Consider the following 26,068-nt stretch of genomic DNA (forward strand, 5'->3'; position numbering starts at 1 on the left):
CCATGCAAAGCAGCAGGGGTCGGCCTCGGCCTGCCGAAGCGCGCAACGGGGGCGTGGTGCTGCGCGCCCGTCAGGCGTCGAAGTGACGGCGCGCGTTCTCGATGTGACCGAGGTACTGGTGGGTCCAGCCGCATATGGTGTCGACCGCGGCGCGCAGGGCCCGCCCCGGCTCGGTGAGGGTGTACTCGACCCGCGGCGGCACGGTGGGGTGCACCTTGCGGTCGACCAAGCCGTTGCGTTCCAGCATGCGCAGGTTCTGGGTGAGCATCTTGTGGCTGACACCCGCGACCTCGTTCCGAAGCTCGCTGAAGCGCAGGGTGCGCTCGCCGAGCGCCTCGATGATCAGTAGGGCCCACTTGTTGGCGACGTCCGAGAAGATCTCCCGCGCCAGAGAGTCCGCGCGCCTCAGGTCGGCGTCCTCGGGCAGGCCCTTGAGCAGATGCTTGGTCACCATCAGGTTCCTCAGTCACCGAAAAGTGCGTTCTTCCAGGTCAGCTGTCACTCTCCTACAGTTTTTGAGTAACCACAAGAGAGCAACTCGGAAGGGCGAGCACCATGGCCACGTTCGATGTCTTCAACCACAACGTGCCGGCCGAGAGCGACTTCGGCTACTCGCAGGCGATCAAGTCTGGCGAGCTGATCCACGTCTCCGGTCAGCTCTCGCTCGACGAGGCGGGCGAGTTCGTCTACGCGGACGACTTCGCCGCTCAACTCCAGTTGAGCTACCTCAACATGGACAAGGTCCTGGACCACTACGGAGTCACCCGGAACCAGGTGGACTCGCAGGCCCTGTACGTAGTGGAATTGCAGCAGAACGCCGCGGTGACGGCGGAGGGCAACCTGGCGTATTTCGGCCACCACCGCCCGGCCAGCACGGTCGTGGGCGTCACTGAACTGACCTTCCCCGGCCAGGTCATCGAGATCAGCTTCGTTGTCGACACGAAGCTGCCCGCCTGAGCCCGCGCAATGCAACGATGGCTTTTCGAGCGGCACAGGATCTTCTGATCCGCCGGTCATGGGCTTGACCTTGACACAGTGATAAGGAGTCCCCTGGGTGCAGGAGGTGGTCCCGATCAACGCGACAAACGGAACCCCGCGGAACACCCGCGTGGCCAACGCCCTGGGCGCCAAGGACTCGTCGGTCCGGCTTCAGGCGGCCCTGGCGGTCGGCTCGAACCCCGACCCTGGCTTCCTGGAGACGCTCATCGAGCGGTGCGCGGTCGAGCCGGACTTCTTCGTGCGAGACATGCTGTCCTGGGCGCTGACCCGCCTCTCGCCGGAGATCACCCTGCCCCGTATTCGCCAGGAACTCGACTCTGAGCGCGCTCAGGCCCGCAGCCAGGCGTTGCACACGCTCTCCAAGATCGGCGACACGAGCGCGTGGGCCTGGATCACGCGCGGCATGCTGCGCGACGCCGACGACGAGGTCGCGCGGACCGCGTGGCGCGTCGCGGTCGTCCTCGTGCCCGAGGACGAGAAGAAGGACCTGGTCGACGAACTGGTCATGCAGCTCGGCCGCGGCGACCGCAATGTGCGGCTGAGCCTGAGCCGGGCTCTCGTCGACCTCGGCGACGTGACCAAGCCCGCCCTGGAGGAGGCCGCGGCGAACCCCGACCCGGCGGTGGCCACACACGCCCGTGCCACCGAGCTGCTCCAGCAGAACCCGGAGACCGGTTTCGACGCGGCCATCGACGAGGCGAAGCGAGTCGTCACACTCGGCCCGGAACGAGCCGCTGCTGCCGGCGCCGCGGAGCCCGCGGAGACCGCCGAGCCCACGGAGGCGACCGAGTCGACGGAGGCTGCCAAGGCCACGAAGACTGCGGGGAACGCGCATTGTTGATCGGCGATGTGGCCCGTCACTCGGGGGTGAGCACCCGGATGCTCCGGCACTACGACGCCCTCGGGCTGGTGCGACCGACCGGTCGCACTGTCGGCGGCTACCGCGAGTACTCCGCCGAGGACGTCCGCAGGATCTTCCACGTGGAGAGCCTGCGGTCCCTCGGGCTCTCGCTCAAGCAGGTTGGGCGCGCGCTGGAGGACCCGGCCTTCACGCCGTCCACCCTGGTCAGCGACCTCATCCGATGGACGGAAGACCGCTTGGAGCGGGAACAGGAACTGCTCGAGCGGCTCCGCGCGATCGATGCGTCGGCGCCCACCGGCTGGCAGGACGTCCTGCACATCGTCGAACTCATGCAGGGGCTCAACTCGACCAGCGCCGCGCGCAGGCAGCAGGCCGTCCTGGCCCGGCCGGAGGGCGTCTCGGTCCCCGCCGAGCTGCTGGCCGGGGCGGTTCTGGCCGAATCCGACCCCAACGTCGCGGGCGCCCTGCGCTGGGCGCTCGCCCGATCGGGCGGCGACGGCGTGGCGACGCTGGCCGCCGGCATGCACGCGGAGGACGTCGACATCCGGCGGCGCGCGGTGCTGGCGATCGCCGAGATGTCCGAGGCCCCGGGGGCGACCGCGGTGCTTGCGGACGCGATCGGGGACCCCGACGCGACGGTGCGCAGGCACGCCGCTCTGGCGTTGGGCAGGCATGGCGTGACCGCGGCCGTGCCGACACTCGTCGGCATGGTGGTCGAGGGCGCCAACGACGTCGACGCGGCAGAGGTCTTGGGAACGCTGTCCCAGGACCCCGGGTGCGCGGACCGGATCATGGCCGCACTGGTCGACGAACTCGCCGCGCCCACCGCGGACTCGGCGATGCGGATACGCCTGACCCAGGCGCTGGTCGAGCTGTCGGGGACCACCGCGCAGGAGGTCCTGCGCCAACTGGCCCACGACGACGACCCCGCTGTCGCCCTCGTTGCCTCGGCCTTCGTCGGAGTTCTCGACGAGCGGTCCCTCGGGAGACCGAGGCGACGAGGATTCCTGAAAGCGCGCGACCGAGGCGCCGCGGGACCGCGTCCCGACGGTATGTTGCCGCCGGGATCGGAGACGGCGCGACCGCCAGGTTCCGCTTGACCGCCGCTGTCGGCTCACGGGTGCGCCGTGGTGCGGCACTCGACACGTACCTCCCGGCGGTCGGGGTGGGAGCTGGACCGCCACCAGTCGGCCGTCATCGCCTGGCTCGCCCAGGCGTCCGGAGACGGCGATCCGCAAGACCCCGACGATTCCCGAACCGTGAGCATCCCAGCGCCGGTTGGCAGGGCCGTGCCTCGCCGGTCGCGGTCCCGTAACGTCGGCGAGAATCAGAGGGAACCAGCATGTCAGCGAGGAAGACGATGACCGACATGATCACCGGCAGTGCTGCGTCGGAGGTGACCGCGGCGATGGTCCGGGTGCCCGCGGGCCGGTTCACGATGGGGTCCGATGACCACTATCCCGAGGAGGCGCCGGCCCACCCGGTTACGGTGGACAGTTTCTCCATCGACCGGAATCCGGTGACCAACGAGCAGTTCGCCACGTTCGTGGCGGAGACCGGCCATGTGACCCTCGCCGAGCGTGTGCCGGATCCGGCCGACTACCCCGGTGCCGACGCATCGCTGCTGGTGGCAGCCTCCGCGGTGTTCACGCCGCCGGCGCACCAGGTGGACCTGCGTGACGCCTACCAGTGGTGGTCCCTCGTTCCCGGCGCCGACTGGCGTCACCCGCAGGGGCCCGGCAGCTCGATCGACGAGCTGGGCGGGCATCCGGTGGTCCATGTCGGCTACGCCGACGCCGAGGCTTATGCCCGTTGGGCCGGCAAGGCGCTGCCCACGGAGGCCGAGTGGGAGTACGCCGCTCGCGGCGGCGCCGTCGGCGGTGAGTACGCCTGGGGCACGGAGCTGACGCCGGGCGGGCGGCATATGGCCAACGTGTGGCAGGGTGACTTCCCGCACGTCAACGACCGTGCCGATGGCTGGTACTTGACCTCGCCGGTCGGCGCGTTCCCGGCCAACGGCTTCGGGTTGCACGACATGATCGGCAACGTGTGGGAGTGGACCGCCGACTGGTGGTCGGCTCACCAGCCCGCACCCGCGTCGGCGTGCTGCGCCGGCGCGGCGGACCGGGCCAACCCGACCGGCGGGAGCCGGGCGCTGTCGGTCGATGCGGCGCTGCCACCGCACGCGCGGATACCCCGCAGGGTGATCAAGGGCGGGTCGTACCTGTGCGCGCCGAACTACTGCCGCCGTTACCGGCCCGCGGCCAGGCTCGCTCAACCGGTCGACACGACGACCGGCCATGTCGGCTTCCGTTGCGTCGTCCGGACGGCAGCTGCGCCCTCGACTTCGAGCCAGCGCGTTCCGTGACGTCGGCGCGTTTCCGTGTACGCCGCCGGGGCGAGCCCGGCGGCCTACACGGTCCAGGGCTTACTGCCGGGCCATGGCGATGCGCCAGCGTTCCTCGATCGGGATCAGGTGCTCGGGGTTGTCCGCGGCGGCATCGATGTCGATCTGGACCCAGCGGATGGACCCGGTGAAGTCGTTGCCGCGTTCGGCGTACTCCGGCGTGACCGGGGAGCCGGTCTCGCGGCCGACGCAGGTCGCCTCGTCGGCGGAGAACAGCACCGGCTGGGTGGCCGGGACGGTGCCGCGGCCGACCTCGGCCCCGTCCAGATGCAGCGTGACGGTACCGCCCTTGGCCAGGCCCGGCCCGTCGTAGGCGAACTCCATGCGCACCTGGTGCTCCCCGGGCGGCAGGTCGGTGTCGCCGGCGACGTAGGAGCGATGCAGACCGACCAGGTTGTAGCAGTAGCGCAGCCGGCCGTCGTGGGCGTACAGGCTCCAGCCGCCGGCCATGCCGCCCTGCGAGACGATGACGCCGTCCGCGCCCTTGTCGGGGACGACGAGCTGCGCGGTGACGGCGTGACTGCGGTTCTTGATGTTGATGACCGAGTTCTCGTTGAGGTGCCCCATGCCGGGGAACAGCACCTGGGTGGTGCCTTTGATCAGCTGTGGGCGGCCGGCCAGGGTGGCGTCGGCGCGTTCGAGGGCGCGGTCGTCGAGCGGCAGCACCCCGTGTCGGGTTGCCTCGATCAGCCACAGCCGCTGGAGCCGGTGCAGCATCTGTGGCTGGGTGGCGGCCAGGTCGCGGGACTGGGTCCAGTCGTCGGGGGCGTACAGCTCCCACACATCGTCGTCGAAGGCGACGGTTTGGGCGCCGACCAGCTGCCAGGGCGTGCGGTGCTTGGTGACCGCCGTCCAGCCGTGGTGGTAGATGCCGCGGTTGCCGGTGATCTCGAAGTACTGGGTCTGGTGGCGGTCCAGGGCTTCGGCGTCGGCGAAGGTGTAGCCGAGGCTGACGCCCTCGATCGGGGCCTGGGTGACGCCGTGGACGGTCACCGGCTCCGGCAGGCCGGCCGCTTCGAGGATGGTCGGCGCGACATCGATGACGTGGGCGAACTGCTGGCGCAGGCCACCGGCGGCGGTGATCCGGGCGGGCCAGTGCACAACGGCCGGATTGCGGGTGCCGCCCCAGTGGGAGGCGACCTGCTTGGTCCACTGGTACGGCGTGCTCAGCGCGTGCGCCCAGCCGACGGCGTAGTGGTTGTAGGCGCTGGGGGTGCCGAGGTCGTCGACCCTGGTGCGCAGGAACTCGGTGGTCTCCACGGCGCCGAGCCCGTTGAAGTTGATCATCTCGTTGAAGCTGCCCTGCGGGGTGCCCTCGGCCGAGGCGCCGTTGTCGCCGACGATGTAGAAGATCAGCGTGTCGTCGAGCTGTTCCAGATCGTCCAGGGACTGCACGATCCGGCCGATGTGGTGGTCGGTGTGGGCCAGGAACCCGGCATAGACCTCCATCTGCCGTGCCAGCACGGGCTTGAGGTCGTCGGGCATGTCGTCCCAGTGAGGCACCTCGGGGTTGAAGGCGGTCAGCTGCGCGTCGGCGGGGATGACGCCCAGCGCCTTCTGCCGCTCGAAGACTTCCTCGCGCAGCGCGTCCCAGCCGGCGTCGAAGCGCCCGGCGTACTGGTCGGCCCACTCCTGAGGGGCATGGTGCGGAGCATGGGTGGCGCCCGGGGCGAAGTACATGAAGAACGGCCGGTCCGGCTGGAGGGCGTGCTGGCGGCGTATCCAGTCCACCGCACGGTCGGCGAGGTCCTCGGTGAGGTGGTAGCCCTGCTCGGGGGTGCGCGGGGGCTCCACCGGGGTGGTGCCCTCGTACAGGGTGGGGTAGTACTGGCTGGTCTCGCCGCCGACGAAGCCGTAGAAGTACTCGAAGCCGCTGCCGGTGGGCCAGCGGTCGAACGGCCCGGCCGGGCTGGTCTCCCACACCGGGACCTCGTGGCACTTGCCCAACTGCGCGGTGGCGTACCCGTTGAGGCGCAGCGTCTCGGCCAGCGTCGCCTTGGTGTTGGGCCGCACCGTGTGGTAGCCGGGCGCCGCGGTGGCCAGCTCGGTGATCGCGCCCATGCCCACCGAATGGTGGTTGCGGCCGGTCAGCAGCGCCTGCCGGGTCGGTGAGCACAGGGCGGTGGTGTGGAAGCGGTTGTAGCGCAGGCCGCCGTCGGCCAGCCGCTGCGCGACGGGGGTGTCCACGGGGCCGCCGAAGACGCTGCTGGCGCCGAAGCCGACGTCGTCGAGCAGCACGATGAGCACATTGGGCGCGCCCGCGGGCGGGCGCAGCGGCGTGATCGAAGCCTGGCGGTGGTCCGGGTCGTGCACGTCGTACGCGATCGGCCCGGTGTCGGGCCGGTCGGGTAGGGGCAGCACGGTGCGTGGCAGTTGGTCCGGCACGGGTTCTCCTGCTCTCGGGGATGACGACGGCGCCGACTCCCGGTGCGGGGCTGCCGACGCCGTTGCGGAGGGTGGGTCAGGGCCGCAGTGCGGCCGTCAGATAGGCGGTCAATGCCGTGATGCCGTGGCTGATGCTCTGCGGGTCGGGCTCGTCGCGGTCACGGAAGGCGAGTTCGAGCACCCGGTCGCTCAGTTCGACCATCATCACGAAGACCAGTGGATCGGTGTCGGGGCTGCTGAGCCCGGCCGCGGTGGCCAGTGCCTGCATACGGGCGGCGGTGTGATGGTGCTGGCGCAGCACTTCGGCGCGCACCGTCGGCGACACTCGTCCGTCGAGCCACAGCCTGTTGGCGTTGGGGTGAGCCCGGAAGTAGCGGACGTATATGTCGAGTTCGTGCTCGACGAAGTCGAGCAGCGACGACGGGGTCCAGTCCTGCTCGGCCACTGCGACGAACGCCTGGAGCCGGACAAGGTGGCGTCGGACGAGTTCGTCGATGATCTGCTCGCGGTCGGCGAAGAACCGGTACAGCGAGGGGGCGGTGATCCCGGCGCGCTGGGCGACGGCCCTGGTGGTGACCGCGTCGACGCCGCCCTCGTCGATCAGGGCGGCTGTGGCATCCAGAATCCTCTCCACGGTCTCGCGGCTGCGCGCCTGCACCGGCTGACGCCGGCGCCGGTCCTGGTCGGCCCGTTCGGGCGGTTCGGGATGCGGAGTCTCGACGGCTGCTGACACGATTGGAACTGTAACGCGACTCGCGTTAGCTTCGCGTTAGCTTCAGGGAGATCGCATACATGACCGGGATGGAGCGGGTCGAACACCTGCGGGTCGTGGTCGTAGTCGTGGTCGTCGACGCCGGGGCCGAGGTCGGCGGGGTGTGGCGCGACAACACCTGTCCCGGCTGCGCCTGCGACATTCCGTCGCACCTGTACTCGCTGTCGTTCGCGCCCAACCCCCACTGGACGCAGTCGTTTTCCCAGGCAGCCGGAGATCCGCGACTATCTGCGCCGGACCGCACGTGACCACGGGCTGCTGCCGCACACCCGGTTCAACACCGCACTGCTGAAGCCGGCTTGGGACGAGGGCGCCCAGGGGTGGCGCATCGAGACCAGCGCCGGACCGCTCAGCGCCGATGTGGTCATCGACGGCAGCGGACCGACGCCGAACCGTCCACGCCGGAGCTGCCGGGGCTGCCGGGCCTGTCCGGCGAAGAACAGGTCCTCGGCGGCCTCACAGATCGGAGCGGGGCATGCGATCTGTTCGGCGATGCCGTCACGGAGGTGGTAGTCGAGATAGGCGGCGCCGAAGGCGGGGGGTCTCGGCGCCCATCACGTACATGCCGTGCTCAGCGCCCAGCGCATGACGGTGTGGGTGGCACTCAAGTGGTCCAGGACCGCACGATCTGCGAACAGGGGCCGGGTACGGCGCGTGGTGCCCACGCCGTACCCGGCCCCTTTCGTGTACGTCCCTACTCCGTGTCCGTGCCCACCGCCCTCAGCATCGGGACCGCCATCGCCTGCCGCCCCGGCCACAGCGAGGCGAGGACGCCGATCGCGGCCGTGCCGGCGAAGCACAGGGCCGCCCGGTCCCAGGGGACGACCAGCGGCACACTGGGCTGGGTGAGGACGGCGGCCACACCGATCGCCGCGCCCGCGACGAGGCCGAGGGCCGCCCCGAGCAGCGAGATGGTCACCGACTCGATGCGCAGGACCGAGGCGAGCCGTCGGCGGTCGAGTCCGAGCGCGCGCAACAGGCCGATCTCGCGGACGCGTTCGGAGACGGCCATGCCCATCGTGTTGACCACGCCCAGGATGCCGATCAGGACAGTGATGCTGAGCAGGGCGTACATGATGTTCAGGAACTCGGCCGAGGTGCTGCTCGCCGCCTTCCGCACCTCGGCACGGTCCTGCACCAGAAGCGCGGGGTTGTCGAGCGTACGCCGGATGTCGCGCTGGAGCGCGGCCGTACGGCCGGGGTCGGCGTCGGTGAGGACCGACGCGACGCGCGCATGGTCGCCGTCGGCGGTACGGGGCAGTTGGGTGCGCGAGACGAGCGCGGACGCGAAGTCCTTCCCCTCGTAGATGGCCACGACCGGGAGTGCGGTCTTCCGCTCCGTACCGGCCACGCTGCCCGTGACGCGGCTCCCGAGCTTCAAGTGGCGCGCCGCGGCGGTCTCTTCCTCGAGGGCGATGCCGCGGTCGAGACGCTTCAGCGACCCCTCGCGGAGGGTGATGGGGGCCAGGCGTTCCACCGTGCTGGGGGTGACGGCCGCCGCGGGGAGCATGTCCTCGCGGGAGATGCGGATGTCGGTGTTGACGACGGCGGTGACGGCCGCGGCGTCCGGGAGGCGTGCGACGCGGGCAGCGACATCGGCCCCGATCTCCCCGAAGTCGACGGCCGTGATGCGCAGATCGGAGGCCATGGCCTGGTCGGCCTCGTCCTCGTCCACCCGGCTGAGCGACGCCACGACGACCGTGACGGCGGTGACCATGGCGAGGCCGACCATGAGGGTCGCCGCGGTGGCCGCCGTACGCCGAGGGTTGCGGCGCGCGTTCTCCACCGCGAGCTTGCCGCGGATCCCCGCCAGCCGCCGCAGTGGCGTCCGCAGCAGGCCGGTGACGCCGAGGGCGATGAGCGGGGTGAGGACGATCAGGCCGACAAGGAGGACGGGTACGGCGAGGTAGAGCATGTTCTCGTCCCCGGCGGCCGCCCAGAGCAGCAGCACCCCGAGCCCGGTGACCGTCACGCCGACGACACCGCGGCGGCGCAGCGACGCGGGCGTGGGCGGACGGCTCGTCCGCAGTGCCGCCACGGGGGAGACTGACGCCGCACGACGGGCCGGGACGTAGGCCGCGAGCATGGTGACCGCGACACCGACGCCGAAGGCGGCCAGCACGGGCGTGGGCTGGAGGATCCGCAACGGGACGTCGACGACGCCGCCCGTGTCCCCGAACAGGGTGCTCAGCAGCGCCGCGACGCCGATGCCCGCCGCGTAGCCCACGACCGAAGCGACCGCCCCGACGACCCCGGCTTCGGTCAGCACCTGGCGCATCACATACCGCCGGGTGGCTCCGACGGCGCGGAGCAGGGCGTGTTCACGGGCGCGCGCGGCGCTCAGCATCGTGAAGGTGTTGGCGACGAGGAAGGTGGAGACGAACAGGGCGACACCGGCGAAGCCGAGCAGCACCGTGGTGAGCTTGGCGTCGGACGCGGCCGTGGCCTCGCCCCGCAGCTGGTCCGCGGTGACGGCCTCGAGCCCGCGCGGCAGCACATCCTGCGCGTGCTCGGCCAGTTGGGCCTGGGACGTGCCCTCGTCGGCGGTCAGCGTGATCGTCGTGTAGCCGCCCTGATCCGGGGCGAACTGCCTTAGCGCGGTGGTGTTGTCGAACGCGGTGAGCGTGCCGCCGGAGGCGAGGCGGCTGTCCTCCGCGGTGAAGAGGCCGACGACGCGGGCGTCGCGTGCCGTGCCGTTCACGACGATCCGGACCGTGCCGCCGACCCGTGTTCCGGAACGCTCGGCCGCTGCCTTGTCGATGGCGATCTCCCCGGAGGCGCGCGGGCCGCGTCCGGCGGTGAGGGGGTAGCGGGGGTCCTTGCCCCCGGGGCCCGGGACGTAGTTGACGCCCGCGGACCGGTACAGGTCGCCGACGAGTCCGCCGTCCGAACCCGCCAGGAACGAAGGGCCCTCGACCGTCCCGCGTGCCGCCGCGGCACCGGGCAGGGCTCGCAGGCGTTTCAGCAGCGCCTGGTCGAGACGGGGTGCCGCGTCGGGGGAGTCCGACGTGGAGTACTGCGTGGACTCCGCGGGCCGCACCGCGACGGACACATCGGGCTGGGAGTTGGCGCGGGCCTTGGCCAGGGCGGCGCTGACGGAGTCGCCGTAGATCAGGGATCCGGTCACGAAGGCGACGCCGAGGACAACGGCGAGGGCGGGCAGCGCGAACCGGAGGCGGTGCGAGCGCAGGGTGCGCAGGGTGGTACGGAGCATGGCGAACCTCCGGGGCGAGGGGCGGCTGCGGGGCGAGTGCGGGACGCCCCTCATCGGACGGCCTGCTGCCCGGCGTCGAACGCCTTCATCTGCTCCAGCACCCCGGCGGCGCTGGGCTTCGCCATCTCGTGGACGAGGCGGCCGTCGGCCAGGAAGAGGGCGCGACCGGCGTAGGCGGCCGCGACGGGGTCATGGGTGACCATCACGACCGTCTGCCCGAGTATCTCCGCGGACATCTGTAGGAACGACAGGACCTGTGCGCCCGCCCGGGAGTCGAGATTGCCGGTGGGCTCGTCGGCGAAGACGATCGCGGGGCGCGACGCGAGCGCCCGGGCGCAGGCCACCCGCTGCTGCTGGCCGCCGGAGAGCTGGTCCGGCCGGTGACCGAGCCGGTCGGCCAGGCCCAGGGTGCTGACGAGCTCCTGCAGCCACGCCGGGTCGGGAGTGATCCCGGCCAGGTCGCAGGGGAGGGTGATGTTCTCCAGCGCCGTGAGTGTGGGGAGGAGGTTGAACGACTGGAAGACGAAGCCGATGCGCTCACGCCGCAGCTTGGTGAGCCGGGCCTCGTCGAGCGAGCCCAGCTCGGTGTCGCCGATCCACGCACTGCCGGACGTGGGTGTGTCGAGACCGGCGAGGCAGTGCATGAACGTCGACTTGCCCGACCCCGAAGGGCCCATGATCGCGGTGAACTCCCCGGAGACGAACTGGGCCGACACACCGGCCAGCGCCGTCACCGCGGTTTCGCCCTCGCCGTAGACCTTGGTCACGTGGTGGCCCGCGGCGACCACCTCACCGAACCTGGGGGAGGACGCGGGGGCGTCCGATCGCTGGCTCATTGCACATCGCTCCTGCATGACGTTCTCGGGACGGTCCGCGGCCGAAGCGGCACGACCGGTCGAACGGCCGGACCCCCGCGGCGGCGAAGGAATCCATGGGTTTCGGGTGGCGGGACGGTGCGGTCTGCGCAGCCGCCCCACCGGACCGTTCCGATGCTGCCGGGCCGCGGCGCCTCCGCGGATCCACCGGAAAGCCGAACGGCGAGCCACCTCCCTCGGCCGAACGGCCGAGGGGGAAGGGGAGCCGCCTGGCGTAGCGTGACCTGCATGATTGCCGCGTTCCTGGCCCGCTCCCCGCTCCAGCGAGCCTTCATATGCCTGGTCGTTCCGGGACTATTCGCCCTGGTGGTACTCGAGGGCCGCAACGCGCCGTACGCCGCCGTGGTGGCGGCGACGGTCGTCACCGGGGCGCTGTCGCTGCTCGCCCTCTTCGCGCCGGAGCGCTGGTTCTGGCAGTGCGTCTCGGCCGCCGCGACGGCGTCCCTCACCCTGACGGTCGTGGAGACCCAGCTCAGGCAGCGTCCCGAGAACACGCCCGGGATGGTGGAGCTGGCCGTGCTGCTGCTGGTGGTCACCCGCGCGGTGCGGCGCCTCCGGCCCCTGAAGGCGATCGGGCTCTCGGCGGCGGCCTCCTGCGCGGCGGTGGTCCTCTCCTTGCGCCTGGAGGACTGGGACGACCACCTCTATCTGTTCATCAGCCTTCTCATCTTGTTCGCCGTACCCTCCGCGGTCATCCTCGGACTGGCGCTGCGCATGCGCGACATCCTGCGGGCCCGGGCGTTCGAGGCCGTGGCCCAGACCCAACGCCTGGAGTACGCACGGGAGCTGCACGACTTCGTCGCCCACCACGTCACGGCGATCGTCGCCCAGACCAAGGCCGCGCGCTTCACGGCGGACGCCGGACACGTCCAGAGCCGCGAGGACCAGGACCGGATGCTGGCCCAGATCGAGCAGGCCGGGGCCCAGGCGCTGGGATCGATGCGTGCCATGGTCTCCGTCCTGCGGGATCCCGCGACTCCCGCGGCGACCCGCCCCGCGGGCGATCTGGGCGCCCTGCGCACGCTCACGGAGAAGTTCTCGGTCGCGGGGCCGCGCGCGACGCTGACCGTCGACCCGTACCTGACCGACCGCCCGGTGCCACCGGAGGTCGCCACCACCGTCTACAGCGTCGTGCAGGAGTCACTGACCAACGCGCGGAAGCACGCGGAGGGGGCGACGCAGGTCGAGGTGCGGGTCGCGCCGCACCCCGAGGCGCCGGACCGCCTGGAGGTGTCGGTGACCGACGACGGCCGCCGCCGGAACCAGGGCGGGCCCACGGGCGAGAATGCGGCGCCGAACGCCCACGCGGCCGGTGGGGGATACGGTCTCGTCGGTCTCGCCGAGCGAGTCGAGGGGATCGGCGGGCGGATCAGCGCGGGGGAGCGGCCGGGCGGTGGTTGGTGCGTCCACGCGGTCCTGCCACTCACACCCTGACCTCGCACTGACCGCCCGGCGTCCCCCTGGAATCATGTCGTCCATGACGATTCGGGTCCTCATCGCCGACGACCAGGCCATGCTCCGTGCCGCCTTCCGTATGATCCTCGACTCCCAGCCGGACATCGAGGTGGTGGCGGAGACCGCCGACGGGGCGGCGGCCCTCGAGGAGGCACGGCGGCTGCGACCCGACGTCTGCCTGCTCGACATCCGGATGCCGAAGCTGGACGGTCTCGCAGTCACCCGGCAGCTCGCGGGCCCCGGTGTGCCGGACCCGATGAACGTGCTGATCGCCACCACCTTCGATCTCGACGAGTACGTCTACACCGCGCTGCGCAACGGCGCCTGCGGATTCCTCCTCAAGGACGGAGCGCCCGCGCTGCTCACGGAGGCCGTACGAGCCGCGGCCACGGGCAACTCCCTGATCTCGCCGTCGATCACCGTCCGGCTGCTCTCGCATATGGCCCCGCACCGCAACCGGCCGGCGGCCGCACCCGCGGTGCGCGGTGGCACCGGTAACGGGCCGGTCCGGCCGGCCGAGCCGCTGACCCAGCGCGAACTGGACGTCGTCCGGCTCGTCGCCCGCGGCCGCACCAACGACGAACTGGCCGCGGAGCTCTACGTCACGCTGTCCACGGTCAAGACCCACCTGGCGAACGTCCAGCGGAAGCTGGCCGCACGCAACCGCGTCGAGATCGCCGCATGGGCGTGGGAGACGGGCGTCTGCGGAGGCGAGGGGAGCGCTTAAGCGCTCCGCAGGAAGGGCCGCGAGGTGGGGTCGTTTGTCCGCGGCAGCGTCGTGGCTGGTCGCGCCCACGCGGCGGAGCCGCACATCGACACAGCCCCGTGCCCCTTCGGGGCGCAACCGAACCTCCCCGGACTTCAGCGAGGCCGCTTAGTACTCCGATGGGACGAGGGGCCTGCGGGATGCGTGGTTGAGGAGGGCAGCTGGGGTGGTGTGGGAGTCGTGCATGGGCCAGTGAGGGTCCTTGCCCGCCAGGGCGGCGAAGAGGCGTTGCCAGGCTTCGTCGTCCGTGCCCAGGAGCTTGCCGGCCAGGGCGGCCAGTTCGTTCGTGGCCTCCTGGACGGCGGCCCGGAGCGCGGTGGGGAGTTCCTGGCGCACGGAGGCTTCCGCGAGGTAGTGGAGCATGCGGCTGGCCATGGCGCCACTGTGGATGATCTCCTTGCCGGAGAGCAGGCCCCGTTCGAGAAGAGCGTCGAGGACGGGGGCCCACTCGTTGCGCGGGATCGACAGGTTCGGGATGTTCCCGATGGCCGCACGGGCCCAGCTGGGGCCACGGTCGGTCAGGGTGCGGTCGATGAAGCAGGACCAGTACTCGAACGCCGCCGGCGCGAGCTCGTCCGGAGCGTCCGGCAGCCGGGCGATGGTGCCCCATACCCGCGAGCGGAACGGCTCCTGTTCGTGGGCCCGGATCAGGACGTCCCAGTCGCGGGTGTAGGGGAGGTCCAGGACGTCCTCGTGTTCGTACTCCCCACAGGTGCGGAGCTTGGCGACCAGGCGATCGGTGCTCAGCTCCTTGTCGAGGCGGGCGGTGAGGACAGCGTCCGGGGCCGGCGCGGACAGCGCCTTCGTGGCGACCTTGGCGGCGCCCGCACTGAGCAGGCCCCGGTCGATCAGCGAGCGGAGACAGTCGGGGCCGCCGTGGCGAAGGGCGTTGCGCGCTGCCAGGAGGTGGTCCGGCAGCGGAACGCGCTTGCCCCATGAGGCGAGCGCGTGCTCCACGAGTTCGGGGTCGGCCGCTTCGACCAGAAGGCGGAGGTACTTCGCTGATCCCTTGTCGAAATGGTCTCGTGCGAGCAGCCGTTCGCGGAGCTCCGGGGCAAGCGGGAGGAGGTCGTCCGGCCCTTCGGCGGTGCGGCCCTGGGGTCGGCGGGAGAGGATGATCCGGCGGATCTCGACGGACGGGCTGCTGCTGTGGACCTCCCCGTACAGCGCCGCGTTGATCGTGGGGTCGTCGACGGCCAGGAGCCGCAGATGCAGGTCCCGGTGGCGGGAGCTGCGCGCCAGGAGGAGCAGCGCGGCGTGGTCGTCGTGGGCGAACAGATGGTCCAGGAGGGCGTCGGGCACGTGGTTGGTCTTGCACGCGCGCTCGGTGAGGGTGAGCGTGGCCCGCGCGTCCAGCCGCGGCAGTACGGCCGCGAGAGCGTCGGTGCCCGCGTGGAGCAGGAGTCCGGCGCCTGCCGGGGTGAGTACCGTGGGGACGGTGTCCGCGCTGCCGTGCTCGAGCAGCTCGGCGAAAGGCCGCTCGGCCCAGTCGCTGTCCATCGCGGCGAGCGCGCGCAGCCACCGCTCGAGGTCGGTGCCGAGCCGGTCGGCGACCAGTCGGCGCGCGGCACACACAGCGGCAGCGGCCGGCACTCTACGGATGAACCAGCCGATTGGCAGCGGGGACATCTCATGTGCGGGCGTCCGGGCGACCATCTCGCTGGGTGCGACGATCCCCTGCCGACAGGCCAGCAGATCGTCCTTCCCTGCCCGGTCGGCCGTTGTCTCGGCGAGGCGCCGGCGTGTGTCGGGCGAGGCGTGCCGGTCACACGCCTCCACGAGCCAGGCGGGATGGGCGAGTCCGGGGAAACTGACCGGGTACGTAGCGGCGAGGACGTCGAGCACACCGGGATCGGTGGGCAGTGGCGCGCCCGCGACGAGCGTGCGGAGCAGATGTGCGGAGGCGAGGGCCGCGTCCCGGTCCAAGATGTGTTCCCGCGCCCGCTGTTCGGCGTGGGTGAGTGCGGGCGCGGCCGGTGCGGGTGCCTCGGCCGGGTCCGGGGGGCCGGTGGTCCGGGCGTTCGCGTCGAGGCGGGCGAGCTCGTCGGCGTTGGGCCGGGGGCCGGCCACCTGCGCCGCCGCGGTGATCAGTTCGGCGAGTGAGCCGGCGAAGGTTCCGACCAGGTGGAGCGCGATGACCCACGCTTCCGAGTGTCCGGCCAGATGCTCGTGTACGAGGTCGACGGCGTGCCGGTGGACCCGGGCACCGACGGCGTCGTGGTGGAGGTGGGTGAGGACCGCCGCGGCCGGCTGGGCGGTGTCGACGAGCCGCTCGGGTTCCAGCAGGTCCCGCTCGACGGTGTCGACGAACCAGCGGTGCAGGGTGGTGTCGTACGACGTGGCGCGCAGATGATCGACCGGCTCGGAGTCGAGGTTGCTCGCGGGTGTGGTGAGTGCCTGGCGGATCGCCTCGTCGACGTCCTCGTGGCGCAGAAGCTCCTCGATGGGTTCGGGCTGGAAGGTGTGCTCGCGGTGGGCGGCGATCAGGCGCGGGAAGTCGTACACATAGGGTTCGTGCACGATCTCCTGCATCAGCCGGCGGGTGGCATTGCGTCCGCGCGGGTCGGCGAAGACCCGGGGCAGCGCGTCGGGGTCTTCGTAGGGCTCGAGCCCTTCCCTGAACCTGTCCAGGCCGTCGGGGTGGTCCAGCGCGGCGGCCGCCTCGACGAGGATCGGGGGCGGGTCGGCGGGGACCAGGCCGAGGAGTCGGCGTACGGCGTCCGGACCGCCGCGCTCCCACACCCGGACCACGGAGTAGTGGCGTGCGCCGTCGCTCGTCCACCACGCCCAGGAGTGCAGGACCAGTTCGGGGTCGCCGCTCGTGATCAGCGGGCTGCGAAGGGACCGGTCCTTGGTGGCGAGGAGTTCAGCACGCAGCCCGGCGTCGAGAGGGACGGGCTCGGCGCGGCCCGGGGTGCGGGGGACGCCGGAGGCGATCGCGCGGCGCAGGGACAGGGTGGTCTTCTGGTTGCCGTACACGGCGGCGTTGACCGGCGGCTCGTCGCGCTCGGTCAGTCGGCGCAAATCGCCTGCGCCGAGGGCGATGTTGCCGCCGATGGCGGCCCGCACGCGGGGGGCGGACGCCGCGAGCGCGGTGGGCAGGGCGTGCGACGGCAGCGAACCCTTGCCGAGCAGGGCGTGCAGCAGTTCGTCGGGCAGGTGCGGGAGCAGCTCGCGCAGATCGTCGGGTTCGGCGGCGTACAGCAGGAACCGGTACGTCTTGGTCAGTGCCGGTGGCGTGACCGAGGGTGCGGGCTCGGGGACCGTGCCGTCGGCGATACCGGCCAACAGGTCGGCGAGGGTGCCCAGGTACCGGGACAGAGAGGTGCGCAGGGTGGCCCAGCGCCGCGGGTCGCCGCCGAGCTGTCGGTGGAGAAGGACGCGCAGGGGCGCGGTGGGGCCGAGTTCGAGCAGAGCCCGGGCCGCTGTGCGCGCGGGGGCGATGGTGTCGAGGACGAGTGCGCTGAGGTCCGCGCGGTCGTCGGACGGGCCCAGACCGGCGGCGATCCGGAGGAGTTCGGGGTGGCCGGGCGTGTGGACGGCGGCGCGCAGCAGGGCCGGGCAGGCGGGTGCGACCTCGGCGACCACCGCGGGATGGGTGCGGTACAGGTCGGTGAGCAGCCGCTCGGGACAGTCGGAGTGGGCCGCGAGGACGCGTACGGCGGGCTCCGGCAGCGGCGCGGACCGATGAGCCGTCACGATGGCGTCCCAGTCGACGGTACGGCGCCAGGCCGGTTCGGCTTCGCCCGCGCGGAGTCCGGCCACCATGCCCTCCGGCCCCTCGGTGGCGGCCACCGCGGCGCGCAGCCGGTCACCGCCGGAGTCGCCGCCGGGGTCGCCGTCGCTGTCGAGCGCGCCGCGTGCGATGTCGGCAACGGCGGGGTGCAGGGGGACCGGGCCGGTCGCGGGGTCGAGCAGCAGGCGCAGCCGGTCGGGTTGCGCGAACAGCCCGAGTACGGCTCGCAGTTGCTCGGCGGTGGTCAGCGCGCGGCCGCAGGTGGTCAGGGCGTGCTCGACCAGCTCGGGCGTGCCGCTCACCACGGCCGCACCCACGAAGTGCGGGAGCGCGGGCGCTTCCTGGGTGGTCGCGCGGATCCGGGTCAGCAGCGGGGCGAGGGCGGTGGGCTCGGGGTGCCGCCCGGGGGAGAGGATGAGACGGCGCATCCAGGGGCGGGCCTCGGCATGCTCGTACACGCATTGGTCGACGATGGGGTCGGGGCGTTCGAGCAGCGCGGCCAGGTCGTCGCCGGTGAGCCCCTTGGCTCGTGCCAGGGCTCGCCGTACGCATGTGTCGGGGTCGCGGGCCGCGTTCGCCCGGGCCTCTGCGGTGAGGGGCACCCAGGTGAGGTAGCGGGGCTCCGCTTCGCCCAGCCGACGGCGTATCCGCCCGGCATCGCCAGGGGCGGCCCCGGCCAGCAGCAGGGCGAGCAGTTGCGCACCGCTCCGGTCGTAGCGGGTCGCTGAGCCTGATGTCACCGATCGTATCCCTTGCGTCTGTCGTCTGTCGTCTTCGGACGGTGGTCCGAGGGGAACCCCATCACACAGGCTTGAATCGCTCTTTCCGAGGGTGCAACTGCACGCAGAAGTCCAAGCGTTGTGTGCACTGGAGGGCTTCCTCCCGAAGGCACGGCACATGCTGGAGACTTCCACCCGGGAAGGACAGGGCGTGGTGGTGTGCCGCCTGCGGGACCGCTCGCGCCCTCACCGCGATGCCTCGACGGCCGCACCGATACCCCGCGACCGGGCGACCGCCCGGATCCGGCGGGGGTCCGCCTCATCAACTCCTGCGGCAGCAATTCCGCTTCGGCACGCAACCCAAAAGAAACAAGACACCTCATACCAGTTGGACGGACCCGAGTACTCATGTCATGGACGGGCCCGACGCGCGATGCGAGGAGCGGGCGACGCACTGGGAGGGTTGTCTGTTGGACGGTTTCGAGTCTTCCGCCGCCGGCACTGGTACGCCTCGGGACGAGGTGCCACGGCCGACAGCGTCCCGGCAGTCCCGTGAGGCCGGCCGGCTGTCCCGCCGACGATTCGTCGTCTATTCGCTGGCGGCGTCCACCCTGACGGTCGCCGCACCGCTCGGCTGCGACACGTCCTCGGCGGAAGGCGCCGACGGCAGCCCGGAGTCTGCGCGCAAACCGTCCGGCGTTGTGGTGAGGGGCGCCGACGACGAGATGCTGGTCCTCCAGGTCACGGCGACGAACAAGGTGATCGTGCGGCTGCCCCGGGTCGAGGTCGGCCAGGGCATCACGACCGCGGTCGCCATGATGATCGCCGAGGAGCTGGACGCCCGGCTCGTCGATGTCGACATCCCGCTCGCCGACGCCCGGGACAAGGGCAACCAGTACACGGGCGGTTCGAGCTCGGTCAGCTCACTGTACGGTCCGGCCCGCCAACTGGCCGCCACCGCCCGCGCCAGGCTTGTGACCGCGGCTGCCAGACGGTGGCACCTCCCTGCCCGGACCCTGCGCACCCGGGACACGATGGTCATCGCACCGGACGGGCGCACGGCCACCTACGGATCACTGACCGCGAGCGCCGCCGGGATCCATCGGCCCGCCGTGTCGAGCAAGCCCAAGCCTCCGTCCCGGCATCGCGTGATCGGGCGGCCGACGACCCGGATCGACGCGCGGGACATCGTCACGGGCAAGGCGAAGTACGCCGGAGACCTTTCGGTGGCCGGAGCGAAGCCGACCGTGGTGGCCCGGCCGCCGACGATCATGGGGAAGGTCGTCTCGGTCGACGACAGGGCGGCCCGCGCCATGCAGGGCGTCCGCGCCGTCGTCAGGGTCCCCGGAGGTGTCGCGGTGGTGGCGGACACCTTCCACCACGCCTTCAAGGCCAGGGACGCGCTGCGGATCACATGGGCCCCGGGCCCGCTCGCGCCCCTGTCGGATGCCGCCATCCGGGCCCGACTGCGGGCCGCTGTTCCACGGCTCGGCACCCCACCGCGCGGATCGGCGCAGACAGAGGCCGAGTTCGAGTTCGCCTTCGTCAGCCACGCCCCGATGGAGGTGCTGACCGCGGTGGCGGATGTGCGCGCCCACCGCGCGGAGTTCTGGTTCTCCACGCAGACGCCGATGGACGCGCGGGACAGCATCGCCGAGGCGATCGGACTGCCGAAGTCCAAGGTCCGGGTGCACGTCGTGCGCGGCGGGGGTTCGTTCGGACGGCGGCTGAACTTCGACGCTGCGATCGAGGCCGCACTGATCTCCCAAAAGGCACACCGGCCGGTGAAGCTGATGTGGAGCCGGGGCGACGACATACGGCACGGCAGGATGCGCCCGGCCAGCCACCACAGGATCCGGGCCAGCCTCGCGCGGGGCAGGGTGGTGGCCTTCGCCCACTCGATGGCCTCGGTGAACGAGTCCTCCGTACAGCAGGGCACGGCCGCGCAGGGCGGTGTGACCACCACCGCCGCCGCACGCACCGCGCGCGCTCCCGCGGCGGGCCCGCTCCCCAGCGACGATGGACTGTACAACTTCGGACGCGTCTCGAAGGACTCGGGCGGGGTCGGGCTGGCGATGCCCCTCGGCGCCTGGCGGTCGGTGGATTCCGGGACGACGAGGACGGCCGAGGAGATCGTCGTCGACGAGGTCGCCAAGAGGCTGGGCAAGGACCCGGTCGCGTTCCGGCGCACCACACTCCGGAACAAGGCCGTCAAGGCCGTACTCGACAAGGTCGCGACCGCCGGAAACTGGGGCCGGACCATGCCGGCGGGCCAGGCCCAGGGCGTGGCTGTCCACGAGGAGTACGGCTCCTGCGTGGCCTGCCTGGTCGAGATCGACGCCACCGATCCGAAGAACCCCCGGGTGACCAAGGTGGTGATGGGGGCCGACGTCGGAACGGCCGTCAACCCGCGGGGCCTCGAGGCGCAGCTCATGGGCACCGCGATCGACGGGATCTCCACCGTGCTGCGGGCCGGCCTCCACATCGACCGTGGCGCGGTCCGCGAGAGCAGCTTCTCCGACTTCCGCTACGCCCGCGGGCGGCACGCGCCTCTGCACTTCGAAGCGCACATCATGCCCTCCCGGCGTGACCCCGGAGGGGCCGGCGAACTCGGCGTTCCCGCCGCGGCGGGCGCCGTCGCCAACGCCTATGCCCGGGCGACCGGTACCCGACCCCGCCGTTTCCCGGTCAACTTCTGAGAGGTACCGATGCCCTCCTACGCCTTCGTCCTCAACGGGGAACGGGTCACTGTCCAGGCACCGGCCGACATGCCGCTGCTGTGGGTGCTGCGCGACATGCTGGGGGTCACCGGCCCCAAGTACGGCTGCGGCGTCGGGGTCTGCCGCGCCTGCACCAGTCATCTCGACGGCGAGGAGGTCCAGCCCTGCATCGTGCCCGTCGCGGACTGCGCGGACCGCTCGGTCACCACGATCGAGGGCCTGGCCGACGGAGACACACTGCATCCCGTACAGCGGGCCTGGCTCGACTGCGATGTCGCGCAGTGCGGCTTCTGCCAGCCAGGACAGATCATGGCCGCGGCAGCCCTGCTGAAGAAGACGCCCCGGCCGACGGATGCCGACATCGACCGGATCGAGAACGTCTGCCGCTGCGGCACCTACTCCCGGATACGCGAAGCGATCAAGAAAGCCTCCGCAGGCAGCCCGCCCGCCGAGGACTGACAGCCTGCATGACGGCGGCCCGAACTCCATTCTCGCCTCGGCCGCACCGCCCCGCACCCGGGGCAGTCCGACGAGGCCGACGCGCGGGTACGAGCCCGCGGTACGACGATGGAGGCACGGATCGTTCGTGTGGATGCGTGAAGGGAAAGCAGGGGTGATGAGGCCGGAGACGGAGTGCCTGGCGCAGGTGGTGCGGTGAGCCTTGGCCATGACCGAATCCGCCCATCCACCTGAGGGTCTTGTACGGGCTCTCCGAGCTGCAGGCATCAGCGACGAGCGCCTGCTCCAGGCCGTACGAGCGACTCCCCGAGCGGCATTCGTCCCCACCGGCCACCACCCGTACGCCTATCACGACGTGCCCATTCCGATCGGGCACGGACAGGTGACCACGCAACCCTCGCTCTCGGCCATGATGATCGAGGGTCTCGACCTGAGCGGGGATGAACACGTCCTTGAGATCGGTACCGGCCTCGGCTTCCAGACCGCACTGCTCGCCCGGTTGGCCGCCGATGTCGTGACCATAGAGATGTGGCCGGACCTCGCACATCAGGCACGGCGCAACCTCGCCCGGCAGGGCATCGGGAATGTCGAGTCGCGCGTCGGGGACGGCAGCGGCGGCGTGCCGGACCGCGCTCCGTATGACGCGGTCATCGTGTCCGCCGCGTTCCCGGAGGTCCCTGCGCCGCTGACCGGACAACTGCGTTTCGGCGGTCGCCTCGTACAGCCCGTCGGGCCGGGTGGCTGGGACCAGGTGGTGTCCTTTCTGCGCACCGCGACGGGGCTGGAGCGTCGGCGGATACTCACGCCCGCTCATTTCGTCCGCTTGCGAGGACGGTACGGCTACCCCTCCTGAGCCTCTAGGACGCGTTGGTGTTCCCAGCGTCATCCACCGTTCGCAGTGCGCTTTCCAGCGCATGTCGTAGGTGTGCGCGTGCGTCCCCGGCATCGGCTTTGCTCAGCAGGGCCGAGAGGAATTCCGGGTCCGGGTAGCCGCTGTCCTGGGATTCCTTCGTGGCCCACAGCTGTGACCAGATGGAGATCATCATCTCGTTGCAGGCTTGAGCCTGCGCGAGCCGATGCGGGCCTTCACCGGTGAAAACTTCGCGCGCCGAGACCCCCAGCCGATGGCCCATGGCGATCAGGAATGTCTCCCTCGAATGCGAATCCAGAATTGCCAGTACGCGGTCGCGAGCACTCATTGGTCCATATCCCAGAAGTCTTCGTCCGTCATCGGCCGGCCTCCACCATAGGATTCGCGAGGCAGCGAATCCACGTCGTACCCACGTGACCGCAGCACGGCGACCCTGGTGTTTCCGTTCATGATAGTGCCGTCGGGCTTGACGATCAGTGGCTCGTGTGCCCCTGGCCGCAAAGAGAAGACGATGTCTTCCGTGTCTTGTTTGTGCCAGAAGCCACGTTGCCGCCGCGGCGGATGGCGTCGGTGCCGCCGGTGGCCAGTGCCAGGGGGAGGTCGGGGGTGAGTTGTCCGGCGGCGCGGGCGGGGTTGCGCTGCCACTCGTCCCAGTTGACGACGGCCTTGGCGAACTCCTTGGGGTGGTCGACGGCGTAGGCGGCCCCGTCTGCCATGCCCGCGAGCCGCAGCCCAGCCCCCTGGGGCCCGTCCTCGACGAGATACTCGAATTCCTTGTACCACCCGTGGGCGGTGTCCTTCGCTCCCCCGAAGAAGTCCCCCAACTTCTGCTTGAGGTAGTCCACGCCCTCGGGGGCCGCGGGCTTGTCCGGGGCCTTCTCCTTGGCGGTGTCGAGTGTGCGCTTGGCGGTGTCGACGACGAGCTTGAGTTCCTTCTCCAGCTTGTCCAGGCGCTTGTAGCAGGCGTCCAGCGCTGCCATCCCCGGATCGTCCTCCGGTGGCTTCTCCGGCAGGGGATCGTCCTTGCGGTCATCCGCCTCGCTGTAATCCTTCCACCGCTGCCAGTGGCTCTTGGACGCTGCCCGCGCCTCATCGGCGTCGTCGATGATCGGCTTGACGTGCTTCTGCACCGACCGCAGCTTCGCGGCGTACGAGTCCAGTGCGCTCGCGGCGGAGGTGAAGTAGGTCTTGGCCGAGCCCAGTTCCTTGGGCAGCTTCTCCGTCGCGCCCTGGAAGCCCTCCGACGCCGCACCGGTCCAGTTCATCAAGGACAGCACGTCGAGTTGTTCGACCCCGTCCTGGAACGCGCCCGCGTAGGCGCGGAGTTTGACGGCCAGGTCTTCGACGTAGGGGCTGCCGGGGATGACGTCGGAGGGTTTGGCGTTGGCGGGTATGCGCTCGGTCGTGCCGCCCTCGGTCGCGTCCTTGTGGGTCATGCGGTCACTCCCTTGGAACCGCCGTCGACTTCCCAGCCGCCGTCGTAGCGAAGCCGCGGGTTGGTGGGCACGTCTCCGGTGTAGGTGCCGCCGTCATCGTCGAGCCAGGGCTCCTTGTAGATCTGCGGCGGTGGATCGAACTTCGGCCGGTAGCCGTCCTTCCACGCCTTCATGCCGTATTCGCCGAAGGGGAGTTTGGCCATGTTGTCCTCGGTCGGCGCGAAGTCCTTGATGCGCAGCAGGTCGGCGAGCAGGTAGGCGGCGATCACCTGCCGGAGGGTCTCCACCACTGTGTCCGCGTGCTCGGCCACCCGGCCCATACCGAACCCACAGGCGGACAGCAGCTTCTCCGAGGAGTCGTAGATGTCGAAGGCGGCGGAGGTTCGGATGCTGTCGGCCAGTGTCTTCCAGTCCTTCTTGATCTTCCGCGCAGCGACGACCGACTCATCCAGCGGTGTCAGCACCCTCTGTACCGAATCGATCTCCACCCGGTAGCCATCGCCCGGCTTCGGCCCATCCGCCGCCGAACCACCCTTGCCATCCCCCGACATCGACCTTCCTCAGCGGCCCTCAGGGCCGCCGCCCCATCCCACGTGAACATCCGTGGTCCCAGCGGATCCACCGCTGCCCGCACCCTCTCGGGCAACAGGTCCACCACGTCCTCGACTGTCGTCGATGTCCAACCGCACACACCCTCGAACAGCGCGAGCCGCCTCGGAAACCAGAAAGCGCAGGAGAACGACACCCTGAGCAGTCGATGCGCAGGACTTCGTATCCTCTCGAGGCTTGGGGGATGCGGCATCTCCCACCTGCTTTGGCAGCCACGGAAGCTCCGGGCGCCAGCAGGGGAGAGGGCCCGGCGGTTGGCCCACGAGTACGAAGGCTGCGACGAGGTCCCGGGCCAAGTCGTCCGACAGAGTGACGAGTTCGTGATTAGACTCGAAGATCATTGTGTTGAACTCATAGGTCAAAGGAGATGGAATGACACAGCCTCCCTTCGCCGCTCTGTCCACCGCGATTGCGAGTCTTGGGACCGTGCTGGGCTTGTTCACGGTCCAGTTGCGCGCGGACGGTTATGAGCAGTACGTCGAGTCCATGGCCAACGCCAGTGTCGTGATGTGGATCACGGCCTGCCTGACGGTCGTGACATGGATCCGCTACCGGCAGACGAACTCCAACTGAGCTCCACGGTTGCCGGCTCGGCGTCGGGCATCCGGCCCGGCGCCGGTCGGGTGCGGGCGATCGCGGTCGTCAGACGGTGAGTCTCGACCCCAAGAGGGCTGCGGCACCAGCGGCGATGTCGGCCACGATGCGGCCCGCCGCTGCGACGTCGTGGACGAGCCCGGCGCTCTGGCCCGCGTAGAGGGCGAGGGCCTCCAGGTCGCCCGACATGCCGGGCACGGGGACCATGTCCTCGTAACGCGACCAGGCTCGTCCCTCGGCGTTGCGGGCCACCACGGCGCCTTCTCCGGGACGGTTCGGCGCGGCGGGACAGTCCGCGGCCTCCCAGGCGCTGAGCGTGGAGTTGCGCAGTGCACGATGCGGGGCGTTGGGCCAGCCACCGTCGAAGCACCGCGTGTGCACCGCGTCCTGCGGGGCCGCCCGGATCACGGCTTCGCGGTAGACCTCGTGCGTGGCCGCCTCGTAGGCCGTCAGGAATCGGGTGCCCAGCCATCCGGCCTGGGCCCCGAGAGCCAGTGCGGCGGCGAGCCCGCGCCCGTCGGCAATGCCGCCGGCCGCGATGACGGGCACCGGGTGCACGGCGTCCACGACTGCGGGCACGAGCGCCATCGTGGTGGTCTCCCCGCGCACGTGGCCGCCTGCTTCACACCCCTGGGCGACGATCACATCGACGCCTGCGGCAACGGCGCGTTCGGCCTCGGTGACGGAACCGACCGTGTGGAGGTGGATGGCGCCGGCCGAATGCGTGCGTTCGGCGACAGCCGAGGGATCACCCCAGAACGTCGAGATGACCGGCACACTTTCCGCCAGGCAGGCGTCGAGAAGCTCGTCGACCGGGAAGTCCAGCACCAAGTTCACGGCGAAGGGCTTCGGCGTCAACCGCCGAACCCCCTGGATCCGGCGCACCGCCTCCTCTGGGGTGACCCACGTCAGGGCGAGGGTGCCGAGCCCGCCCGCGTTCGCCACCGCAGCCACCAAGTCTGTTGTGACCGCAGACCCGATGGGCGCCTGCACCACGGGCACCTCGATCCCCAACTGCCGACACAGAGGTGTGGTCAACGCCGTCATGCCGTCCTCCCCACGTAGAGCGCTTCGGTTTCCGAATCACTGCGTGATGTTAGTGTTTCGGAAATCGAAGCACCAGGGGCTGTGGATCTGTAGGAGCGCAGGAGGACCGCGATGGTCACACCGACACCAGGACGGCCGGTGC

Annotated in this window: 21 protein-coding genes; 11 read left to right on the top strand and 10 right to left on the bottom strand. The window is 70.8% G+C overall.

Annotated features, from left to right (window positions below; genetic code table 11):
• Positions 1 to 70 precede the first annotated feature (70 nt).
• Positions 71 to 454, bottom strand: a complete 384-nt coding sequence (locus tag JK363_RS14550) for a winged helix-turn-helix transcriptional regulator (RefSeq protein ID WP_201875286.1) — start codon at positions 452 to 454, stop codon at positions 71 to 73.
• Positions 455 to 555: 101 nt separating this feature from the next.
• On the opposite strand from JK363_RS14550, the gene JK363_RS14555 reads away from it, so the two are divergent.
• The 4 genes from JK363_RS14555 to JK363_RS14570 all read left to right on the top strand — a co-directional run bounded on the left by JK363_RS14555 (position 556) and on the right by JK363_RS14570 (position 4,229).
• Entirely contained in the window at positions 556 to 957 is a 402-nt protein-coding gene (locus JK363_RS14555; protein WP_201875287.1) for a RidA family protein, read from the top strand.
• 97 nt (positions 958 to 1,054) lie between these two features.
• Positions 1,055 to 1,840: a HEAT repeat domain-containing protein gene (locus JK363_RS14560; RefSeq protein ID WP_201875288.1), complete on the top strand. Its 786-nt coding sequence runs from the start codon at positions 1,055 to 1,057 to the stop codon at positions 1,838 to 1,840.
• Positions 1,834 to 2,961 (top strand): MerR family transcriptional regulator, encoded by a 1,128-nt coding sequence (locus tag JK363_RS14565; protein ID WP_201875289.1) that lies wholly within the window; start codon positions 1,834 to 1,836, stop codon positions 2,959 to 2,961. The genes JK363_RS14560 and JK363_RS14565 overlap by 7 nt, the downstream gene beginning before the upstream one ends.
• A gap of 242 nt (positions 2,962 to 3,203) precedes the next feature.
• Positions 3,204 to 4,229, top strand: coding sequence for a formylglycine-generating enzyme family protein (locus JK363_RS14570; protein WP_236075768.1), 1,026 nt, complete (start codon positions 3,204 to 3,206; stop codon positions 4,227 to 4,229).
• A gap of 60 nt (positions 4,230 to 4,289) precedes the next feature.
• Here the strand turns inward: JK363_RS14570 and JK363_RS14575 are convergent, their stop codons facing one another.
• Together JK363_RS14575 and JK363_RS14580 are read right to left on the bottom strand one after the other, a co-directional pair.
• The gene (locus JK363_RS14575; RefSeq protein WP_307821725.1) at positions 4,290 to 6,653 is read right to left on the bottom strand and encodes an arylsulfatase; all 2,364 of its coding nucleotides are present in this window, start codon (positions 6,651 to 6,653) and stop codon (positions 4,290 to 4,292) included.
• A 76-nt stretch (positions 6,654 to 6,729) separates the two neighbouring features.
• Positions 6,730 to 7,386: a TetR/AcrR family transcriptional regulator gene (locus JK363_RS14580; protein WP_201875290.1), complete on the bottom strand. Its 657-nt coding sequence runs from the start codon at positions 7,384 to 7,386 to the stop codon at positions 6,730 to 6,732.
• A 59-nt stretch (positions 7,387 to 7,445) separates the two neighbouring features.
• Between JK363_RS14580 and JK363_RS14585 the strand changes: the two genes are divergently transcribed.
• Positions 7,446 to 7,673, top strand: coding sequence for a hypothetical protein (locus JK363_RS14585; RefSeq protein WP_201875291.1), 228 nt, complete (start codon positions 7,446 to 7,448; stop codon positions 7,671 to 7,673).
• Positions 7,674 to 8,119: 446 nt separating this feature from the next.
• On the opposite strand, the gene JK363_RS14590 is transcribed toward JK363_RS14585, so the two are convergent.
• Both JK363_RS14590 and JK363_RS14595 read right to left on the bottom strand, forming a co-directional pair.
• Entirely contained in the window at positions 8,120 to 10,639 is a 2,520-nt protein-coding gene (locus JK363_RS14590) for an ABC transporter permease (protein WP_201875292.1), read from the bottom strand.
• A gap of 50 nt (positions 10,640 to 10,689) precedes the next feature.
• Positions 10,690 to 11,475, bottom strand: a complete 786-nt coding sequence (locus JK363_RS14595; protein WP_201875293.1) for an ABC transporter ATP-binding protein — start codon at positions 11,473 to 11,475, stop codon at positions 10,690 to 10,692.
• Between the two features lie 267 nt (positions 11,476 to 11,742).
• Here JK363_RS14595 and JK363_RS14600 point away from each other — a divergent pair, with 267 nt between their 5' ends.
• Positions 11,743 to 12,948 carry a sensor histidine kinase gene (locus JK363_RS14600; RefSeq protein ID WP_201875294.1) on the top strand — a complete coding sequence of 402 codons (1,206 nt, stop codon included), beginning with the start codon at positions 11,743 to 11,745 and terminating at the stop codon, positions 12,946 to 12,948.
• 34 nt (positions 12,949 to 12,982) lie between these two features.
• Positions 12,983 to 13,696, top strand: a complete 714-nt coding sequence (locus tag JK363_RS14605) for a response regulator (protein WP_372444756.1) — start codon at positions 12,983 to 12,985, stop codon at positions 13,694 to 13,696.
• Between the two features lie 147 nt (positions 13,697 to 13,843).
• On the opposite strand, the gene JK363_RS14610 is transcribed toward JK363_RS14605, so the two are convergent.
• On the bottom strand, positions 13,844 to 18,211 hold the full coding sequence (locus JK363_RS14610; RefSeq protein ID WP_201875296.1) for a hypothetical protein: 4,368 nt from the start codon (positions 18,209 to 18,211) through the stop codon (positions 13,844 to 13,846).
• 545 nt (positions 18,212 to 18,756) lie between these two features.
• Here JK363_RS14610 and JK363_RS14615 point away from each other — a divergent pair.
• The 3 genes from JK363_RS14615 (at position 18,757) to JK363_RS14625 (ending at position 22,222) form a co-directional block, all read left to right on the top strand.
• Positions 18,757 to 20,889, top strand: coding sequence for a xanthine dehydrogenase family protein molybdopterin-binding subunit (locus JK363_RS14615; protein WP_236075800.1), 2,133 nt, complete (start codon positions 18,757 to 18,759; stop codon positions 20,887 to 20,889).
• A 9-nt stretch (positions 20,890 to 20,898) separates the two neighbouring features.
• Complete coding sequence (locus JK363_RS14620; RefSeq protein ID WP_201875298.1) at positions 20,899 to 21,369, top strand: (2Fe-2S)-binding protein; 471 nt, start codon at positions 20,899 to 20,901, stop codon at positions 21,367 to 21,369.
• A 208-nt stretch (positions 21,370 to 21,577) separates the two neighbouring features.
• A complete protein-coding gene (locus tag JK363_RS14625) occupies positions 21,578 to 22,222 on the top strand; it encodes a protein-L-isoaspartate(D-aspartate) O-methyltransferase (RefSeq protein ID WP_201875299.1) in 645 nt (214 codons plus the stop codon).
• 4 nt (positions 22,223 to 22,226) lie between these two features.
• Here JK363_RS14625 and JK363_RS14630 read toward each other — a convergent pair whose 3' ends face one another.
• From JK363_RS14630 to JK363_RS14640, 3 genes are all read right to left on the bottom strand, one after another.
• Entirely contained in the window at positions 22,227 to 22,568 is a 342-nt protein-coding gene (locus tag JK363_RS14630) for a hypothetical protein (RefSeq protein ID WP_201875300.1), read from the bottom strand.
• Between the two features lie 145 nt (positions 22,569 to 22,713).
• Entirely contained in the window at positions 22,714 to 23,676 is a 963-nt protein-coding gene (locus tag JK363_RS14635; protein ID WP_201875301.1) for a putative T7SS-secreted protein, read from the bottom strand.
• Positions 23,673 to 24,227, bottom strand: coding sequence for a hypothetical protein (locus JK363_RS14640; RefSeq protein ID WP_201875302.1), 555 nt, complete (start codon positions 24,225 to 24,227; stop codon positions 23,673 to 23,675). Before JK363_RS14640 ends, JK363_RS14635 begins: the two co-directional genes overlap by 4 nt.
• A 430-nt stretch (positions 24,228 to 24,657) precedes the next feature.
• Here JK363_RS14640 and JK363_RS14645 point away from each other — a divergent pair, with 430 nt between their 5' ends.
• On the top strand, positions 24,658 to 24,858 hold the full coding sequence (locus tag JK363_RS14645) for an SCO3870 family protein (protein ID WP_201875303.1): 201 nt from the start codon (positions 24,658 to 24,660) through the stop codon (positions 24,856 to 24,858).
• A 69-nt stretch (positions 24,859 to 24,927) separates the two neighbouring features.
• Here JK363_RS14645 and JK363_RS14650 read toward each other — a convergent pair whose 3' ends face one another.
• Positions 24,928 to 25,926: an NAD(P)H-dependent flavin oxidoreductase gene (locus JK363_RS14650; RefSeq protein ID WP_201875304.1), complete on the bottom strand. Its 999-nt coding sequence runs from the start codon at positions 25,924 to 25,926 to the stop codon at positions 24,928 to 24,930.
• Positions 25,927 to 26,068 lie beyond the last annotated feature (142 nt).

Origin of the sequence: Streptomyces coffeae (assembly GCF_016741875.1) — a bacterium.
GTDB classification, from domain to species: Bacteria; Actinomycetota; Actinomycetes; order Streptomycetales; family Streptomycetaceae; genus Streptomyces; species Streptomyces coffeae.

Bases quoted from the DNA above. Each gene is read 5' to 3' on its own strand.
- JK363_RS14550 (WP_201875286.1), bottom strand. From the start codon at position 454: ATGGTGACCAAGCATCTGCTCAAGGGCCTGCCCGAGGACGCCGACCTG.
- JK363_RS14600 (WP_201875294.1), top strand. From the start codon at position 11,743: ATGATTGCCGCGTTCCTGGCCCGCTCCCCGCTCCAGCGAGCCTTCATA.
- JK363_RS14620 (WP_201875298.1), top strand. From the start codon at position 20,899: ATGCCCTCCTACGCCTTCGTCCTCAACGGGGAACGGGTCACTGTCCAG.
- JK363_RS14555 (WP_201875287.1), top strand. From the start codon at position 556: ATGGCCACGTTCGATGTCTTCAACCACAACGTGCCGGCCGAGAGCGAC.
- JK363_RS14585 (WP_201875291.1), top strand. From the start codon at position 7,446: ATGACCGGGATGGAGCGGGTCGAACACCTGCGGGTCGTGGTCGTAGTC.
- JK363_RS14635 (WP_201875301.1), bottom strand. From the start codon at position 23,676: ATGACCCACAAGGACGCGACCGAGGGCGGCACGACCGAGCGCATACCC.
- JK363_RS14625 (WP_201875299.1), top strand. From the start codon at position 21,578: ATGACCGAATCCGCCCATCCACCTGAGGGTCTTGTACGGGCTCTCCGA.
- JK363_RS14590 (WP_201875292.1), bottom strand. From the start codon at position 10,639: ATGCTCCGTACCACCCTGCGCACCCTGCGCTCGCACCGCCTCCGGTTC.
- JK363_RS14640 (WP_201875302.1), bottom strand. From the start codon at position 24,227: ATGTCGGGGGATGGCAAGGGTGGTTCGGCGGCGGATGGGCCGAAGCCG.
- JK363_RS14595 (WP_201875293.1), bottom strand. From the start codon at position 11,475: ATGAGCCAGCGATCGGACGCCCCCGCGTCCTCCCCCAGGTTCGGTGAG.
- JK363_RS14570 (WP_236075768.1), top strand. From the start codon at position 3,204: ATGTCAGCGAGGAAGACGATGACCGACATGATCACCGGCAGTGCTGCG.
- JK363_RS14605 (WP_372444756.1), top strand. From the start codon at position 12,983: ATGTCGTCCATGACGATTCGGGTCCTCATCGCCGACGACCAGGCCATG.
- JK363_RS14650 (WP_201875304.1), bottom strand. From the start codon at position 25,926: ATGACGGCGTTGACCACACCTCTGTGTCGGCAGTTGGGGATCGAGGTG.
- JK363_RS14630 (WP_201875300.1), bottom strand. From the start codon at position 22,568: ATGAGTGCTCGCGACCGCGTACTGGCAATTCTGGATTCGCATTCGAGG.
- JK363_RS14645 (WP_201875303.1), top strand. From the start codon at position 24,658: ATGACACAGCCTCCCTTCGCCGCTCTGTCCACCGCGATTGCGAGTCTT.